Annotated in this window: 16 protein-coding genes; 7 read left to right on the forward strand and 9 right to left on the reverse strand. The window is 61.3% G+C overall.

Annotated elements, in window-relative coordinates:
• The first annotated feature begins 169 nt into the window (after positions 1 to 169).
• On the forward strand, positions 170 to 508 hold the full coding sequence (locus WN982_RS16255) for a c-type cytochrome (RefSeq protein WP_341312955.1): 339 nt from the start codon (positions 170 to 172) through the stop codon (positions 506 to 508).
• A gap of 51 nt (positions 509 to 559) precedes the next feature.
• Here the strand turns inward: WN982_RS16255 and WN982_RS16260 are convergent, their stop codons facing one another.
• The 3 genes from WN982_RS16260 to WN982_RS16270 all read right to left on the reverse strand — a co-directional run bounded on the left by WN982_RS16260 (position 560) and on the right by WN982_RS16270 (position 3268).
• Complete coding sequence (locus WN982_RS16260; protein ID WP_341312956.1) at positions 560 to 1192, reverse strand: DUF2486 family protein; 633 nt, start codon at positions 1190 to 1192, stop codon at positions 560 to 562.
• 104 nt (positions 1193 to 1296) lie between these two features.
• The gene (locus WN982_RS16265; protein ID WP_341312957.1) at positions 1297 to 1713 is read right to left on the reverse strand and encodes a DNA polymerase III subunit chi; all 417 of its coding nucleotides are present in this window, start codon (positions 1711 to 1713) and stop codon (positions 1297 to 1299) included.
• 43 nt (positions 1714 to 1756) lie between these two features.
• Positions 1757 to 3268 carry a leucyl aminopeptidase gene (locus WN982_RS16270; RefSeq protein ID WP_341312958.1) on the reverse strand — a complete coding sequence of 504 codons (1512 nt, stop codon included), beginning with the start codon at positions 3266 to 3268 and terminating at the stop codon, positions 1757 to 1759.
• Between the two features lie 137 nt (positions 3269 to 3405).
• Between WN982_RS16270 and lptF the strand changes: the two genes are divergently transcribed.
• The 3 genes from lptF to WN982_RS16285 are packed head-to-tail and all read left to right on the forward strand — an operon-like array spanning position 3406 to position 6038.
• Positions 3406 to 4506, forward strand: a complete 1101-nt coding sequence (gene lptF / locus WN982_RS16275) for an LPS export ABC transporter permease LptF (RefSeq protein WP_341312959.1) — start codon at positions 3406 to 3408, stop codon at positions 4504 to 4506.
• 3 nt (positions 4507 to 4509) lie between these two features.
• A complete protein-coding gene (gene lptG, locus WN982_RS16280) occupies positions 4510 to 5658 on the forward strand; it encodes an LPS export ABC transporter permease LptG (RefSeq protein WP_341312960.1) in 1149 nt (382 codons plus the stop codon).
• A gap of 11 nt (positions 5659 to 5669) precedes the next feature.
• Entirely contained in the window at positions 5670 to 6038 is a 369-nt protein-coding gene (locus WN982_RS16285) for a CbiX/SirB N-terminal domain-containing protein (protein WP_341312961.1), read from the forward strand.
• 785 nt (positions 6039 to 6823) lie between these two features.
• On the opposite strand, the gene cobA is transcribed toward WN982_RS16285, so the two are convergent.
• From cobA to WN982_RS16315, 6 genes are all read right to left on the reverse strand, one after another.
• Positions 6824 to 7579 (reverse strand): uroporphyrinogen-III C-methyltransferase, encoded by a 756-nt coding sequence (gene cobA / locus WN982_RS16290; RefSeq protein ID WP_341312962.1) that lies wholly within the window; start codon positions 7577 to 7579, stop codon positions 6824 to 6826.
• A gap of 54 nt (positions 7580 to 7633) precedes the next feature.
• Positions 7634 to 8950: a GTP-binding protein gene (locus WN982_RS16295; RefSeq protein WP_341315814.1), complete on the reverse strand. Its 1317-nt coding sequence runs from the start codon at positions 8948 to 8950 to the stop codon at positions 7634 to 7636.
• A gap of 194 nt (positions 8951 to 9144) precedes the next feature.
• The gene (gene cysD, locus WN982_RS16300) at positions 9145 to 10107 is read right to left on the reverse strand and encodes a sulfate adenylyltransferase subunit CysD (RefSeq protein ID WP_341312963.1); all 963 of its coding nucleotides are present in this window, start codon (positions 10105 to 10107) and stop codon (positions 9145 to 9147) included.
• A gap of 112 nt (positions 10108 to 10219) precedes the next feature.
• Positions 10220 to 10975: a phosphoadenylyl-sulfate reductase gene (locus tag WN982_RS16305; protein WP_341312964.1), complete on the reverse strand. Its 756-nt coding sequence runs from the start codon at positions 10973 to 10975 to the stop codon at positions 10220 to 10222.
• Positions 10972 to 11514: a DUF934 domain-containing protein gene (locus WN982_RS16310; protein WP_341312965.1), complete on the reverse strand. Its 543-nt coding sequence runs from the start codon at positions 11512 to 11514 to the stop codon at positions 10972 to 10974. Before WN982_RS16310 ends, WN982_RS16305 begins: the two co-directional genes overlap by 4 nt.
• A gap of 23 nt (positions 11515 to 11537) precedes the next feature.
• Positions 11538 to 13217, reverse strand: a complete 1680-nt coding sequence (locus tag WN982_RS16315; protein ID WP_341312966.1) for a nitrite/sulfite reductase — start codon at positions 13215 to 13217, stop codon at positions 11538 to 11540.
• Between the two features lie 220 nt (positions 13218 to 13437).
• Here WN982_RS16315 and WN982_RS16320 point away from each other — a divergent pair, with 220 nt between their 5' ends.
• The 3 genes from WN982_RS16320 (at position 13438) to WN982_RS16330 (ending at position 15949) form a co-directional block, all read left to right on the forward strand.
• Positions 13438 to 14379 carry a CysB family HTH-type transcriptional regulator gene (locus tag WN982_RS16320; RefSeq protein WP_341312967.1) on the forward strand — a complete coding sequence of 314 codons (942 nt, stop codon included), beginning with the start codon at positions 13438 to 13440 and terminating at the stop codon, positions 14377 to 14379.
• A 33-nt stretch (positions 14380 to 14412) separates the two neighbouring features.
• Positions 14413 to 15573: an ABC transporter substrate-binding protein gene (locus tag WN982_RS16325; protein WP_341312968.1), complete on the forward strand. Its 1161-nt coding sequence runs from the start codon at positions 14413 to 14415 to the stop codon at positions 15571 to 15573.
• Positions 15574 to 15688: 115 nt separating this feature from the next.
• Complete coding sequence (locus tag WN982_RS16330) at positions 15689 to 15949, forward strand: hypothetical protein (protein ID WP_341312969.1); 261 nt, start codon at positions 15689 to 15691, stop codon at positions 15947 to 15949.
• Positions 15950 to 15961: the final 12 nt, after the last annotated feature.

Here is a 15961-nt window from a genome sequence, read left to right on the forward strand (position 1 = left end):
ATGCGCAGATTCGCCTCGATTCGAGGCGGATTAACGCACCGCCCGGCGCTACGAAGAAGCCACATAAGAGCCACATAAGAGCGCAAAGGGGCGCACGGAATACCGTGCGCCCCTTTCCTTTTATAATGCCTGAACCACGAGTCGGGCACCTGCACCGACGGAGACCATAATGAAATCAATGTCGTATGCAGCGCTTGCGGTGGCCAGTGTGTTGATCGCCGCATCAGGCGCGGGCAGTTCGGCGCACGCGGAGGCCGCTCAAGGCCTCGCGCTTGCCCAGCAGCAGAACTGCATGAGCTGTCACTCGGTGACGCGTCCAATCATGGGGCCGGCGCTGCACGATGTCGCCGCGAAATATTCCGGACGCGAAGATGCCGCTACGTATCTGAAGCACAAGATTATGGATGGCAGCACGGGCGTGTGGGGAGCGGTGCCGATGCCCGCGAATACGCAACTCACGCCCGATCAGGCGGCCTTGCTGGCGAGCTGGGTATTGACACTTAAATGAAGACGCTTAAATAAAAAAGGCGCCCGGATAAAGAAGCGCCCTCTTCCCTGTTTAAGCGCTGCCCGAGCGCCGCGCGATCTCTTCCTCTACCGCTTCACGTGCCCAACCGGTCATTTCCGCCTCCAGCGTCAGCGCCACTTCGCGCGTGATCTGGTTGACGAGCCATGCGGTGTGCTCCTGCAACGCGTCTCGGCAGCGCGCTTCGATAAGGCCGCGCCCCTCTCCCGTCAGGAAGCTCGCGAACCTTCCGCGCAGACGTTCGGCGATCGCATCGGCATCGAGGTTCGCATGAGCCGGAGCCGGTGCCTCGTGCACGAAATCCGGCGGCACGACCGCACCGGCCTCGATCGGCGCACGCGGCTCAGCCCGATCGAACACCCCCGCTGACGGCGCGGCGAACGCAGGCTCTCGCCCGTGCTCCGCTTCAATGGCCTTTGACGACTTATGCGGTTTTTTTGCGCGTACATGCGGTTGCGGCGCGAGCGTGGGCTCGGTTGCATGCGCGGGCTCCGGTGCAAGGGTCGGTTCTTGCACAAAAGTCGGTTCTTGCGCAGTGGCGGGTTCGCGCGCCGGCTGCGTCGACGGTGCGGCCGTATCGCTTTGCGCGTGGCGCGCCTGAGCGGGATCGCCCTGCACGAGAATCTCGTGCAGAACGGGGATCGATTTATCGTGGGGATCGGACACGCGCAGCCTCCGTTTGGTGGGTCGAAGCTGAGGCAGACCGCGCACGCGCCGCATTCGACACGATAAGGCACGAAGATACGACGCGGCGCGGCACGGGATGAAAGCTAGCTGCCTTGCTTGTAGTTGTTCAAAGCATAGCCGCGATCGCGGTAGAAACGATAGCGTTCGCGGCCCGCAGCGAGTTCGTCGTGCGTGTTACCGACCACTTCCAGCAATCTTTCGAAGCGCGCGAACTGCGCCGGTACCGAAGCGCCGAGATTGAGCAACACCTGATGGTGCGGCACATCATCGAGATTCGACGCCAGCACGATCGGCGTTTCTCCGGCGAGCGGCGAGCCCGCCATGCAATGCGGCACGAAGTCGAGCGGCGAGAATGTCCACAGCTGCTCGTCGACAGCCCGCAAGCGCGGCGGCTCGGCCAGCACGATGGTCGGCTGGCCCGCCAGATACGCCTTGCGGATCAGGCGGCACGCATACAGCAACGAATCGCCGACGTTCGAGTGAAAGTCGATTCTCGTCATCGGCGGCTCCGCTTTGCGTCTACCGCAACTTTACTGCAATGCGTCATTGTGCGGCGCGGTCGATCAGGAACTGCGCGAGCAACGGCACCGGGCGGCCAGTGGCGCCCTTCGCCGCGCCGCTCCTCCACGCCGTGCCGGCGATGTCCAGATGCGCCCACGGATACGCTTCGGCGAAACGCGACAGGAAGCACGCCGCCGTCACGCTGCCCGCCGGACGGCCGCCGATGTTGGCAAGGTCCGCGAAGTTCGACTTGAGCTGCTCCTGATACTCCTCGTCGAGCGGCAGACGCCAGGCCGGATCGGACGCTTCACGCGACGCGTCGAGCAGCTCGCCCGCCAGCGCGTCGTCTTTCGAGAACAAACCGCTGTTGTGATGGCCCAGCGCGATGATGCAGGCACCCGTCAGCGTGGCGATGTCGATCACCGCTGCCGGCTTGAAGCGCTCGGCATAAGTCAGCGCGTCGCACAGGATCAGCCGGCCTTCGGCGTCCGTGTTCAGCACTTCGATCGTCAGGCCCTTCATGCTGGTGACGATGTCGCCCGGCTTGGTGGCGGTAGCCGACGGCACGTTCTCGACAGCCGGAATGATGCCGACGACGTTGATCTTCAGGCCCATTTCGGCGACTGCGCGCAACGTGCCCAGCACCGAACCGGCGCCGCACATGTCGTACTTCATCTCGTCCATGCCTTCGCCCGGCTTGAGCGAAATGCCGCCGGTGTCGAACGTGACGCCCTTGCCGACCAGCACCACCGGCGCGGCTTTCGCGGCACCGCCGTGGTACTGCAGCACGATGAACTGCGCCGGTTCGACCGAGCCGGCCGTGACCGACAGGAACGAGCCCATCTTGAGCGCTTCAGCCTGCTTTTCGCCGAGCACTTCGACCTTCAGCTTCCAGTCCCTGGCGAGCTTCTTCGCGGTGTTGGCGAGGTAGGTCGGCGTGCAGACGTTGCTCGGCAGGTTGCCGAGGTCGCGCGTCAGATCCATGCCGTTGGCAAGCGCGGCGCCCTGCTTCGCGGCGAGCTTGGCGGCTTTCTCGTCGCCGGTATTGACGCTGAAGACGATGCGCTTCAACGCGCGCGCCGAATTGTCCGGCTTGCTCTTCATCTGCGTGAACTTGTAGGTCAGCTCGCGCAGCGCTAGGATCGCGGCGCGCACGCCCCAATCGGCCGAGCGCTCGAGGATCGGCAGTTGTGCGAGCGTGAAGGTGACCTGGACGATCTTGGTGGGGAGCAATGCGCGCCAGGCGGCCCGCACGGCTTCGCCGTAGGCTTTCTGGCTGAAAGCATCCTGTTTGCCGAGGCCGACCAGCAGCACGCGCGAGGCGCCGATGCCGGACACTTCGTGCAGGAACAGCGTGGTGCCGGCCTTGCCGTCCATGTCGCCGGCTTTGATGATGCGGGTCAACAGGCCCTTGGTAGCCGCGTCGATTTCCAGCGCAGCGCCCGAGAGCGTTTGCGACTCGAACACGCCGATTACGATGCAATCGGATTTCCCGGTCAGGAAACCGTTTGACGAGCCTTTGGTCCAATCACAGGCTTTTATGCTAAAGTCCATCGCGCTTGTCCTCGGATAAAATCTGGGCTTAGGATGAAAGCCGCAATTATCCGCTATTTTTCCCGCGGCGGCTGCACCGGGGGCGTGACGGGAAGCAATCCGCACGCCACTGAGAGCACCCCCTCTCATCATCAATAATGATCTTCGAACGCTCCCTCCAGCGCGAACTCGCGTATACGGCTGGTGCCGTGTTCATGGTTCTCCTCACGCTCGTGCTGACGACGATGATGATCCGCATCGTCGGCTTCGCAGCCTCGGGCGAGATCGATCCGCGCGACGTGCTGGTGCTGATCGGCCTGACCGTGATCGGCTATCTGGCGATCATGCTCGTCGCGACCCTGTTCGTGTCGATCCTGTTCGTCCTGACGCGGTGGTACAAAGACTCCGAGATGGTCGTGTGGCTGTCCTCGGGGGTCAGTTTGACCCGCTTCATCAAGCCAATCGGTATTTTCGCCACGCCGATCATCATCCTCATCATGTTTTTCGTGTTCGTCGGCTGGCCGTGGTCGAATCAGCAGAGCAAGCTGATCCGCGCGCGCTTCCAGCAGCGCGACGAGGTCTCGCTGCTGGCGCCGGGCCAGTTCCGCGAGTCGGCCACCAGCCACCGGGTGTTCTTCATCGAAAAGATGTCGCCCGATCAGGGGCACGTCGAGAACGTGTTCGTGACCAGCACCGAGAACGGCAAGGTCAACGTGGTGGTGTCGAAGAACGGCCATACCGAGACGCATAAGAACGGCGACCGCTTCGTGGTGCTGGAAAACGGCCGCCGCTACGACGGCGAACCGGGGCACCCGGATTTCCGCATCATGGAGTTCGAGCGCTATGGCGTGAAGATCCAGAGCCAGCCGGTCGTCAGTACGCCGACCACCACCGGCACGCCAACGCTCGATCTGTTCCGCAATCCGACCCGCGAAAACCTCGCCGAATTTGCATGGCGCGCGGGGCTGCCGCTGATCGCGATCAACCTGGTGCTGCTGGCGATTCCGCTTGCGCACCAGAACCCGCGGCGCAGCCGCACGATCAATCTGGTGATGGCCGTCCTGATCTATCTGACGTATTCGAATCTGTTGAACGTGGTGCAGTCGTGGATCGAGCAAGGCAAGATGTCTTTCGGGGTTGGGCTCGTGAGCTTGCACATCCTGGTGGCGGTGGTCGTCGCGTTCATCTTCTGGCTGCGCGTGCGCAATCGGCCGCTGTTCACGCGGGCGATGTTCAGCCGTTCGTCGCAGGGAGCCTGACCGATGCGCATCTATGAAAAGTACTTCGCGCGTCAGGTTTACCTCACGTTCGTCTTTATTCTGTTCGCGTTTTCGGGCCTGTTCTTCTTCTTCGACCTGATCAACGAACTAAACTCCGTCGGCCACGGCAACTACAAGTTCCAGTACGCGGTGCTGCGCGTCGCCTTGCAGACGCCGTCGCGTTTCTACGAAATCATTCCGGTGGCTGCGCTGATCAGCGCGATCTACGTATTCGCGCAGATGGCGGCGAACTCCGAGTACACGATTTTCCGCGTGTCGGGCCTCGCGACCAATCAGGCGCTGCGCTCGCTGCTGAAGATCGGCATTCCGCTGGTGTTCCTGACCTACCTGATCGGCGAAGTGGTCGGTCCGTACACGGATCAGTTGTCGGAACGCGTACGGCTGGAGGCGTTGGGGTCGTCGGTATCGAGCAATTTCGAGTCGGGCGTCTGGGTGAAGGACACGCTCACCGCGCGCGCGGACGGCGAGCAGGTGACGCGTTTTGTGAACGTCGGCGAGCTGAAGCCCGACGCGACCATCAGCAACGTGCGGATTTACGAGTTCGATTCGAAGTTCCGGCTCTCGAACGTGCGGATGGCGAAAAGCGGCACGTACCAGCCGCCGGGGCATTGGCAACTGACCGGCGTGACCGATACCCAATTGTTCGACGTCCCCCCTCCTCCGGGCACCCCGACCGACGTGTTGAATCCGGTGTATCGCGCGAAGCAGGTGGAATTGCCCGAGTATTCGTTGCGCTCGGAACTGACGCCGCAGATTTTGTCTGTGCTGCTGGTGTCGCCTGACCGGATGTCGATGTTCAACCTGTTCCGTTACATCCAGCATTTGACCGAGAATCGTCAGGACACCCAGCGGTATGAGATTGCGCTGTGGCGCAAGCTGCTGTATCCGTTTGCGGTATTCGTGATGCTGGTGTTGTCGTTGCCGTTTGCGTATTTGCATACGCGGGCCGGCGTGGTTGGTGTGAAGGTTTTCGGCGGGATTATGCTGGGGATGAGTTTTCAGCTGTTCAATACGCTGTTCTCGCATATCGGCACGTTGAATACCTGGCCGGCGCCGTTGACTGCGGCTACGCCTGGGTTGGTGTATCTGGTGCTGGGGCTGGTTGGGTTGAGGTGGGTTGATCGCCATTAGGAGCCTTTGTCATGGCTACGCATGGGATGGTGTTGTTCGCGCATGGCGCGAGAGATGTTCGCTGGCGCGAGCCGTTTGAGAGGTTGGCCGATAAGGTTCGCGGTAGTGCTGCCGCTGGGCCGGTTTTGCTGGCTTTTCTCGAGTTGATGGAGCCTGATCTGCCTACAGCTGTGGGTTCTCTTGTCTCCGACGGGTGTTCTGCTGTTACCGTCGTGCCTGTGTTTTTTGGGCAAGGTGGGCATGTTAGGGCGGATTTACCTGCGGTGATTGAGCGCTGTCGCGGGTTGTATCCCTCCATTGAGATTAAGTGCGCCACTGCCGTTGGCGAGGATGATTCTGTTCTCGATGCGGTGGCTAGTTATTGCCTTCGGCAGGTTTGAGGTTTTTGCCTTTGGCGGCGGCATTGTCTGTGTGCCTGCGGCGGTGGCCTTTCCTTGATTTGTTATTGGTTTATTAGCGTCGCCCCTGTGCGGGGCAGGCACTTACTTTCTTTGCCGCCGCAAAGAAAGTAAGCAAAGAAAGCGGCCCAAACCGCTAATTCTTAAGCGGGTCCCCTGGCTTGGAGGAGGCAGTGGAGCATCTGGAATCGGTGTTCTCGCACACTCCGCGTGAGTGACAAGGCAGTCATACTTCCGGCGGCGCTGCGCGCGCCGTAGCGGTAGTTCAAAAAACCATCGGTCTTCTTCGCGCTTGCGCGTTGGCTAAGCGCGGGCATGCGGTTGCGCGACTCGCGGCTGGGTAATCGGGCGCGCCGTAACAGTACTTCAAAACATCACCGGTTTTTCGGCACCTCGCCAAGGCGAAGCCGATGGCCCCCACGGCAAGAGAATTACCACTGGTTTTCCTGGCAGACCGTTCCGGCGAGCACGCAGTGCGAGGCGGGAAGAATGACTGCCTTGTCACCAGGGCGGAATGTGCGAGAACACCGATTCCAGATGCTCCACTACCGTGACTGCGCGGGGAACCCGCTTAAGAATTAGCGGTGTGAAGCCGCTTTCTTTGCTTACTTTCTTTGCGGCGGCGCCCCGAAGGAAGTCCACTTGGTGGGCAAAGAAAGTAAGTGCCTGCCCCGCACAGGGGCGACACTAATAAACCAATAAGAAAACAAGGAAAGGCCAACGCCGCAGGCACACAGACAATGCCGCCGCCAAAGGCAAAAAAAAAATCAAGCCGCGACTAACATCCCATCCGCGGAGCGGACAACACCCTGCTGCCGAGCAGCAAAAGCCTCCCCGATCATCAGCAAACTAGGCTGCGAATCATCAACCCACTTTTGCGCCTCTCCGCAGGCGAGTTCTTCAAGCGTGAGGGTGAGCATCCGCTCGCGATCCGTACTACACGCCTCAACAATCGCCACAGGCGTAGAAACAGCGCGCCCAGCATCGATCAATCGCTGAGCAATCTCAACACCGCTATCGCGTCCCATATAGAACACGAGCGAATCCGCATTAACCTGCTCACGAATCTCATCGGACCCGGGAGCGCGGCTAAAAGTCGCCAGAGCAACGCTCCGCGACACGCCCCGCAGGGTAAGAGAACGCTTCAAGGATGCAGCACTAGCCAGCGCAGCCGTAATACCAGGCACGACCTCGTACTCGATGCCAGCGGCTTCAAGAGCCCGCATCTCCTCATCCGCACGCCCGAACAACATCGGATCGCCGCCCTTCAGGCGAACCACCACGTCATGCTCGAGAGCAGCATCCACAATCTGCTTGTTGATGAACTGCTGCGCCGTCGAAAGCTGTCCACACCGCTTACCAACAGCAATCCGCCGCGCATGAGACGGCGCATAGTCGAGCATCGCGGGCTCGACCAGCGCGTCGTGCAGCACAACATCAGCGGCGCCCAACAGCCGTGCCCCACGCACCGTAATGAGGTCCGCAGCACCCGGCCCTGCGCCGATCAAATAAACCTTACCCATTTGCGTCAACCTGTTCGTTAGGGCACTTACGGTGCGCGGCTAGGCGTCGCTCGCTTACGCCGAAAACGCCCGAATCATGCCGGCCGCAACCGTGTGATGCGTCGCTTCGTCGATCAGCACGAATGCACCCGTGCCCTGATGCGAGTCGTACACGTCGCACACCAGCGGCTTTTGCAACGTCAACGCCACGCGGCCGATGTCGTTCATCGCCAGTTCCTTGCGATCGGTCGCCTGTGACAGCGTATGCACGTCGAGTACTTCCTTGATCGCACCGATCCGCGCAAACACCGTGTTGGTGGTCTGCTTCAACAGATACTTGCGTTGCGTCGACAGCGGCGTGTCGTCGAACCAGCACAGGTCGGCTTCCAGCTTCTTCGCCGGCTCCGGCGCCGCTTCGCTCAGCACAAACGTATCGCCGCGCGACACGTCGACGTCTTCGGCCAGACGGATCGTCACCGTTTGACCGGCAAACGCGCGGTCCACTTGCGCCGTGCCGCCCGTCACCGGCGCGATGATCTCGGCAACCGTCGCTTCGCGATTCGCCGGCAGCACGACGATCGTGTCGCCCACCTTCACTTCGCCCGCTTCGATACGGCCCATGTAGCCGCGGAAATCGTCGGCCTGGCTGCCGTCCTGACGTGCCACCCACTGCACCGGGAAACGCAGCGCCTGGCCCGTCGGAATCTCGACCGGCAACGCTTCGAGCAAGTCCAGCAGCGGTTCGCCTGCATACCACGGCATGCTTTCGCTAGCGGTCACGATGTTGTCGCCCTTGAGCGCGGACACCGGCACGAAGCGCACGTCGTTCAGGCCCAGTTGACGCGCGAGCTCCACATACGCGTCGCGGATCTCATTGAAGCGCGCTTCGCTGTAGTCGACCAGATCCATCTTGTTGATCGCCACAATCGCGTGCTGCAAGCCGAGCAGCTTGACGATCGCGCTATGGCGCTTGGTTTGCGGCAGCAGTTGCGCGACGCCGTCGACGAAAGTCACACGCGTCGCGTCGACCAGAATGATCGCCGCATGCGCGGTCGATGCACCCGTCACCATGTTGCGCGTGTACTGCTCGTGGCCCGGCGTGTCGGCGATGATGAACTTGCGCTTGGCCGTAGCGAAGTAACGGTACGCGACGTCGATCGTGATGCCCTGTTCGCGCTCGGCCTCAAGGCCGTCAGTCAACAGCGACAGATCGATTTCGTCGCCAACGGTACGCTTATTCTTCGCGCGCGACAGTGCCGAGAGCTGATCGCTCAACACTGCCTTGCTGTCGTACAGCAGGCGGCCGATCAACGTGCTCTTGCCGTCGTCGACGCTGCCCGCAGTAATGAATCGCAGCACGCCGAGGTCTTCTGGTTGATGAATATTCATGATGTTCCTTGTCCGTCTGTCGACCTGAGTTAGCGCTTCAGCGCTTACTCAGGTCCCATGCAAAGCTGTCGATCGGAGTTAGCGTGTCGACCAGAGTTGGTGCTTTAGCGCCTACTCTGGTCCCATAGCGCTTACTCCGATCCCATGCAAAGCTGTCGACCTGAGTTAGCGCTTCAGCGCTTACTCAGGTCCCATGCTTAGAAGTAACCTTGCTTCTTACGCTGTTCCATCGCGGCTTCGGAGACCTGATCGTCCATCCGCGTCGCGCCGCGTTCCGTGATTTCGGTCACGGCCGTTTCGGCGATGATCTTCTCGAGATCGTCGGCGTCGCTTTCCACCGGGCACGTGCAGCTGATGTCGCCCACGGTGCGGAAACGCACCAGCGCGGTTTCGCTGGTCTCGCCTTCACGCATCGGGGTGAGCGGCGTGACCGGCACCAACAGGCCGTTGCGGCGCACGATCTCGCGTTGATGCGCGTAATAGATCGACGGCAGTTCGAGCTGTTCGCGGGCGATGTACTGCCACACGTCGAGTTCGGTCCAGTTCGAGATGGGGAACACGCGCAGGTGTTCGCCGTTGTGCAGACGCGCGTTATACAGGCTCCACAGTTCCGGGCGCTGCGCCTTCGGATCCCATTGGCCGAATTCGTCGCGGAACGAGAAGATCCGTTCTTTCGCACGGGCCTTTTCTTCGTCGCGGCGCGCACCGCCGATCAGCGCGGTGTATTCATGTTCAGCGATCGTTTCGAGCAGCGTGACGGCCTGCGCGGCGTTGCGCGAATCCATTTCGCGACGCAGACGCACCGTGCCGCGCTTGATCGAATCTTCAACGTGACCCACCACCAGTTCAGCGCCGATTTCTTTCGCGCGACGATCGCGGAAGTCGATCACTTCGTCGTAGTTGTGGCCGGTGTCGATATGCACGAGCGGGAACGGCAGCACGGTCTTGCGGTTCGCGCCGAGGCCGAATGCCTTCAGTGCGAGGTGCAACACCACAACCGAATCCTTGCCGCCCGAAAACAGCAGCGCGGGCTTGCTGCATTCGGCGACCAATTCGCGCAGGATGTGAATCGACTCGGCTTCGAGCCAGTCGAGGTGATCCATCCGGTTCGCCGTGTTGGCAAGCGGAGCGTTGAGAGTGGAATCGAGCGTGGTGCTCATGTTTGGGTCCTTCGTTGGTTCGCCCGGCGGGCGGTTGCTCGCCGAGCGGAAGTATTCAAATCGGTATGTGCGGCGTTCAGATCAAAAGCCAGGACCTGAATACCCAAATGCGTCAGGCCGAAGCGTTTTCGCTGCTGCTGAAAGGGATCGGCGTAATCGTCGTGATGTGCAGCCCGCATTCCTTCGTATCGCGCGACTCCCACCACCAGCGCCCTGCCCGGCTGTCTTCACCGGGACGGATCGCTCGCGTACAGGGTTCGCAACCGATGCTCGGATAACCGCGTGCATGCAGCGGATTGACCGGCACGTCGAAGGCGTTGAGGTAGTCCCACACTTCGGTCTCGGTCCAGTCCGTCAGCGGATTGAACTTGGCGATGTTGCGCGCGGCGTCGTGCTCTTCCTCGTGCAATTCAGCACGCGTCACCGACTGCTCGCGGCGTTGGCCCGTCACCCATGCGCTGACATCCGACAGCGCGCGGTTCAGCGGCTCGACCTTGCGGATTTCGCAGCAGCGCTTTCGCAAATCGACGCTTTCGTAAAACGCGTTCAGACCGTGCGACCCAACATATTCTTCAACCGCAGCAGCTTGCGGATGAAACTGTTCGATCTCGTAGCCATAGCGCTCTTTCACGCGATCGAGCATGCCGAGCGTTTCCGCATGCAGACGGCCCGTATTCAGCGAGAAGATGCCGATCTTTACGCCACGCGAGAGAATCGCGTGGGTAAGCAGCATGTCTTCCGCCGCGAGGCTGCTGGCGAGCTTCACGTTCGCGTGACGCGCGGCGATCGAATCGAGCAGCGCATCGAGGCGCTCGATCTTCGCAGCGAGTTCCGGCGTGAGCGATTGTGCGTCGTGTGCGTCGCTCATACTGAGGCCTTTTCCAAAGCCGCAGCCGCGCGGCGGCGGAACAGCGGCGAAGGATTGTCGACCGCGCCCTGATACTGCACGCTGAATTCGTCGAATGCCTTGAGCGCGTCGTTGAAGTCTTTGTCTTCACGCAGCGCGTAAGCGTCAAAACCGCAGCGGAACATGAACGTCAGCTGATCGCGCAGCACGTCGCCGATCGCACGCAGTTCGCCCTTGTAGCCATAACGCTCGCGCAACAGGCGGCCGATGCTATAACCACGGCCGTCGCGGAACACCGGGAAGTCCACGCCGATCAGCGCGATCTTGTCGAAGTCGCCGACGATATCCGCCGGTTCGCTGTCCGGCGCGAGCCACACGCCGATCTCAGCCGCGCTGCGCGAAGCGATCAACGCATCGCGCGCAGCCTGCCACAACGCGAGCGGCACCAGCACCTTGCCGGCCGGCAATGTATCCACTGCGGGCAAGCTGCCGTCTTCCGCTGCGCGCACTACCGTCCAGTCATCGTTGACGATCGCGCGATTCTTGATGATAGAAGCCATCTGTTCAGTATCCTTTTTCGCGGTTACGCGTGAGCCGGTTGGCGCGAGGCGTACACACGTTCCTTGAACGGGGTGATGCCGATGCGGTTGTACGTTTCGATGAAGCGCTCGCCCTCAAAGCGGTTTTCCACGAACGTATCGATCACTTTGCTCATCACGTCCGGCATCTCTTCCGCCGAGAACGACGGCCCGATCACGCGGCCAAGATGCGCGCCGGTCGCGCCCGTGCCCTGCTCGCCGCCGAGCGTCACCTGATACCACTCGGAGCCGTCCTTATCGACGCCCAGAATGCCGATGTTGCCGACGTGGTGGTGGCCGCACGCGTTGATACAACCCGAGATGTTCAGCGACACGTCGCCGAGGTCGTACACATAGTCGAGGTCGTTGAAGCGCTCCTGAATCGCCAGCGCAATCGGAATCGACTTCGCATTCGCGAGCGAGCAGAAATCGCCGCCCGGGCACGCGATGATGTCGGTCAGCAAGCCGATGTTCGGCGTCGCGAAACCTTGCGCCTTGGCCTTTTCCCACAGCGCGAACAGATCGCGCTTCTTCACGTTCGCGAGAATCAGGTTCTGTTCGTGCGACACGCGGATTTCGCCGAACGAGTACTCGTCGGCCCAATCGGCGACCGCTTCCATCTGCGCGTCGGTGGCGTCGCCCGGGGCGATCGTGGCCGGCTTCAGCGACAAGGTCACCGAAGCGTAGCCCGATACCTTATGCGGGCGCACATTGCGTTCGACCCAACGGGCGAACGCACGGTTTTCCAGCAGATGATTTTCGAACGATGCATCCGTATCCGGCAGCTTGTCATACACCGGCGGCTGGAAGTATTGCGACACGCGATCGACTTCCGCTTGCGTCAGCGTCGAAGGACCGTCCTTCAGGTGCTGCCATTCTTCCTCGACCTGCGCCGAGAACTTCTCCGGGCTCAACGCCTTCACGAGAATCTTGATGCGCGCCTTGTACATGTTGTCGCGGCGGCCGTAGCGGTTGTACACGCGCAGCACGGCTTCGCAGTACGTCAGCAGGTGTTGCCACGGCAAATCCTGACGGATGATCGCGCCGATGATCGGCGTACGGCCCATGCCGCCGCCGGCCAGAATGTCGGCCACCAGCTCGCCCTGCTCGTTCTTCCTCAGATACACGCCCATGTCGTGGATCTGGACGGCAGCACGGTCTTCCTTCGAGCCCGACACGGCGATCTTGAACTTACGCGGCAGCCACGCGAATTCCGGGTGGAACGTCGACCATTGACGCAGGATTTCAGCCCACGGACGCGGATCGACCACTTCATCGGGCGCCACACCGGCGAACTGGTCCGCCGTGATGTTGCGAATGCAGTTACCCGAGGTCTGGATACCGTGCATCTGCACCGCGGCAAGCTTGCGGAGAATTTCCGGCGTTTCTTCGAGCTTGATCCAGTTGTACTGGATGTTCGAGCGCGTCGAAAAGTGGCCGTAGCCGCGGTCGTGTTCGCGCGCGATCTGCGCAAGCACGCGCATCTGGTCGCTGCGCAGGTTGCCGTACGGAATCGCAATGCGGTGCATGTACGCGTGACGCTGCATGTACAGGCCGTTCTGCAGGCGCAGCGGACGGAACTCCTCTTCGCTCAATTCGCCCGACAGCCGGCGGCGAACCTGGTCGGCATATTGCGCGACCCGTTCGTCGACGATGGTCTGGTCGTACTGATCGTATTGGTACATTCGGGGACCCCAATTTTTTTGCGTGACACACAGCGTTCCGGCTACGCCGCGCCCTGGATATCTCCATTTGTCAGCTCAGACGAGTCAGGGTTTAGACCTATCTCTCATTTGCTTATGACAAATACAGATATCCATATTGAAAAAGATGGACAGATCGTAATAAACTCGCCTTATATTTCAAACGACTAAAAAATTCTTTTTATATGCGGAGAGGTTATATATGAACCTGCACCAATTCCGCTTCGTCCGCGAGGCCGTGCGGCAGAATTTCAACCTCACCGAAGCGGCCAAAGCGCTGTTTACAAGCCAGCCGGGCGTCTCCAAGGCGATCATCGAGCTGGAAGACGAGTTGGGCGTCGAAATCTTCACACGGCACGGCAAGCGCGTGCGCTCGCTGACCGAGCCGGGGCGCATTATCCTGCAGTCGGTCGAGAAAATCTTGCAGGAAGTCGAGAGTCTGAAGCGGGTCGGTAAAGATTACGCGGCGCAGGATCAGGGCAATCTGGTGATCGCGGCCACCCACACCCAGGCGCGCTACTCACTGCCGGCCGCCATCGCCGAATTCAAGAAGCGCTTCCCGAAAGTTCACCTTTCAATTTTGCAAGGTAGCCCAACCCAGGTGGCCGAGATGGTGATCCACGACCAGGCCGATCTCGCCATCGCGACTGAAGCGATCTCCAACTATAAGGAACTGGTCTCGCTGCCGTGCTTCCAGTGGCACCACCTCGCCGTGATGCAGCCGGACCATCCGCTGCTCGACCGCAAGCTCTTGTCGCTGGACGATCTTACTCAGTACCCGCTCATTACGTATGACAACGCGTTCGCCGGCCGCACCAAGATCAACGAGGCGTTTCGGCTGCGCGGCCTGCATCCGGACATCGTGCTCGAAGCGATCGACGCCGACGTGATCAAGACCTATGTCGAACTGGGTCTGGGCGTCGGCATCATGGCGGATATCGCGTTCAATGCGGAGCGCGACCGCCATTTACGCGCGATGCCGGTCGGCCACCTGTTCGGCAGCAATGTGACGCGGGTCGCGCTGAAACAGGGCGCGTATCTGCGCAGCTATGTGTATACGCTCGTCGAACTGCTGTCGCCGAGCATGAACCGCAAGCTGATCGAACAGGCGCTGAAAGGCGAACACGAAACCTACGACATTTGACAGCACCACGCTTCCCGCTACGGAGACCATTCAATGACGTCGCATAAGAACAAACTTCGCGGCCTGGCCGCTCTCGGCGCGCTCCTGCTCGCCACCGCAGCGCACGCCGACCTCAAGGTCGGCATCGACCTGTCGAGCACCGGCCCCGCGGCCGTGATCGGCATCACCAGCAAGAACGCCATGCTGATGTGGCCGGGCACGATTGCCGGCCAGAAAGCCGACTACATCTTCCTCGACGACGCGTCCGACCCGGGCGCCGCGGTCCGCAACATTCGCAAGCTGATCAACGAAGACCACGTCGACGTGATCGTCGGCCCGAACATCACGCCGGCGGCGATGGCCGCGCTCGATCCGGTCGCCGAAAGCCAGACGCCGATGATCACGCTGATCGGCTCGGCGAGCGTGGTCGAGCCGCAGGAAGGCAAGAAGGTGTGGGCGTACAAGATGGCGCAGACAGACAGCGCGATGGCCGACGTGATGACGCGCTACATGTCGAACCACAACGTGAAGACGGTGGGTTTCATCGGTTTCGCGGACGGCTACGGCGAAAGCTGGCTCAATGAGTTCAGCAAGTTCGCCGCGTTGCGCCACATCCAGATCGTCGCGACCGAGCGCTTCAACCGCACCGACGCCAGTGTCACCGGCCAGGTGCTGAAGCTGATGGCCGCCAAGCCCGACGCGATCCTGATCGCAGGCGCCGGTACGCCGACAGTGCTGCCGCAGCGCACGCTGGTCGAGCGCGGCTTCAAGGGCCCAATCTACCAGACGCACGGCATCGCGACGCCCGAGTTCATCAAGCTGGGCGGCAAAGACGTGGAAGGCACGCTGTTCCCGACCCAGCCGGTCGTGGTGGCGCGCACGCTGCCGGCCGATCATCCGGCGAAGAAGGCGGCGCTCGCGTTCGCCGACCAATATGAAGCGAAATACGGCCCGGGCAGCGTCACGCAGTTCGCCGGCGATGCGGCGGGCGTGTATCCGCGTCTTCAGGACGCCGTTGCACGCGCGCTGAAGACGGCCCAGCCGGGCACGCCGGCTTTTCGCACGGCGTTGCGCGACGAACTGGAGCATGCGCATGAACTGGTCGTGCCGAACGGTGTGGTGAACACCAGCGCGAAGGATCACGTCGGTCTGGATCAGCGCGCCAGCGTGATGGGCGTGATCAGGAACGGCAAGTTCACTTATCTGAGTCAATGAGTGAGTCGAAAAGCACGCCCGCAACCCGACGAAACCGTTCGGGCGGCGAGCAGCGCGGGCCGCTTCCGAAGTTGTTACAGTAGAACTCTTTCCCCCGACCCAGCAGTCCCACATCATGCGCACCACCCGAGCCATCCACGCCGTCGAGCGCCTGAAAACCCGCAGCGGCAATCCGCTGTTCGCGGCGATCAGCTTGTCCGGCGGCCTGTTCTACCTGGTCGACCGATCCACCGGTACCGACAGGAAAGTGTCCGATCCGCTGACGCTCGACGACTTCGTCAAGTTCGTCGACGGTTTCGGCCCGCCGAAACCGCGCAAGGCGAGCAAGCTCGATATTGCTTTCGAAGAGCAGATCAGGAAGAGCAAGGGCGGTTGAGTAGCGCTTATC

It is taken from the genome of Paraburkholderia sp. IMGN_8, from assembly GCF_038050405.1.
Lineage (GTDB): Bacteria > Pseudomonadota > Gammaproteobacteria > Burkholderiales > Burkholderiaceae > Paraburkholderia.

Coding starts and splice junctions, on each gene's coding strand:
- WN982_RS16305 (WP_341312964.1), bottom strand. CDS start 10,975: ATGAGCGACGCACACGACGCACAATCGCTCACGCCGGAACTCGCTGCG.
- WN982_RS16310 (WP_341312965.1), bottom strand. CDS start 11,514: ATGGCTTCTATCATCAAGAATCGCGCGATCGTCAACGATGACTGGACG.
- WN982_RS16255 (WP_341312955.1), top strand. CDS start 170: ATGAAATCAATGTCGTATGCAGCGCTTGCGGTGGCCAGTGTGTTGATC.
- WN982_RS16265 (WP_341312957.1), bottom strand. CDS start 1,713: ATGACGAGAATCGACTTTCACTCGAACGTCGGCGATTCGTTGCTGTAT.
- lptF (WP_341312959.1), top strand. CDS start 3,406: ATGATCTTCGAACGCTCCCTCCAGCGCGAACTCGCGTATACGGCTGGT.
- lptG (WP_341312960.1), top strand. CDS start 4,510: ATGCGCATCTATGAAAAGTACTTCGCGCGTCAGGTTTACCTCACGTTC.
- WN982_RS16270 (WP_341312958.1), bottom strand. CDS start 3,268: ATGGACTTTAGCATAAAAGCCTGTGATTGGACCAAAGGCTCGTCAAAC.
- WN982_RS16285 (WP_341312961.1), top strand. CDS start 5,670: ATGGCTACGCATGGGATGGTGTTGTTCGCGCATGGCGCGAGAGATGTT.
- WN982_RS16315 (WP_341312966.1), bottom strand. CDS start 13,217: ATGTACCAATACGATCAGTACGACCAGACCATCGTCGACGAACGGGTC.
- cysD (WP_341312963.1), bottom strand. CDS start 10,107: ATGAGCACCACGCTCGATTCCACTCTCAACGCTCCGCTTGCCAACACG.
- WN982_RS16325 (WP_341312968.1), top strand. CDS start 14,413: ATGACGTCGCATAAGAACAAACTTCGCGGCCTGGCCGCTCTCGGCGCG.
- WN982_RS16320 (WP_341312967.1), top strand. CDS start 13,438: ATGAACCTGCACCAATTCCGCTTCGTCCGCGAGGCCGTGCGGCAGAAT.
- WN982_RS16330 (WP_341312969.1), top strand. CDS start 15,689: ATGCGCACCACCCGAGCCATCCACGCCGTCGAGCGCCTGAAAACCCGC.
- cobA (WP_341312962.1), bottom strand. CDS start 7,579: ATGGGTAAGGTTTATTTGATCGGCGCAGGGCCGGGTGCTGCGGACCTC.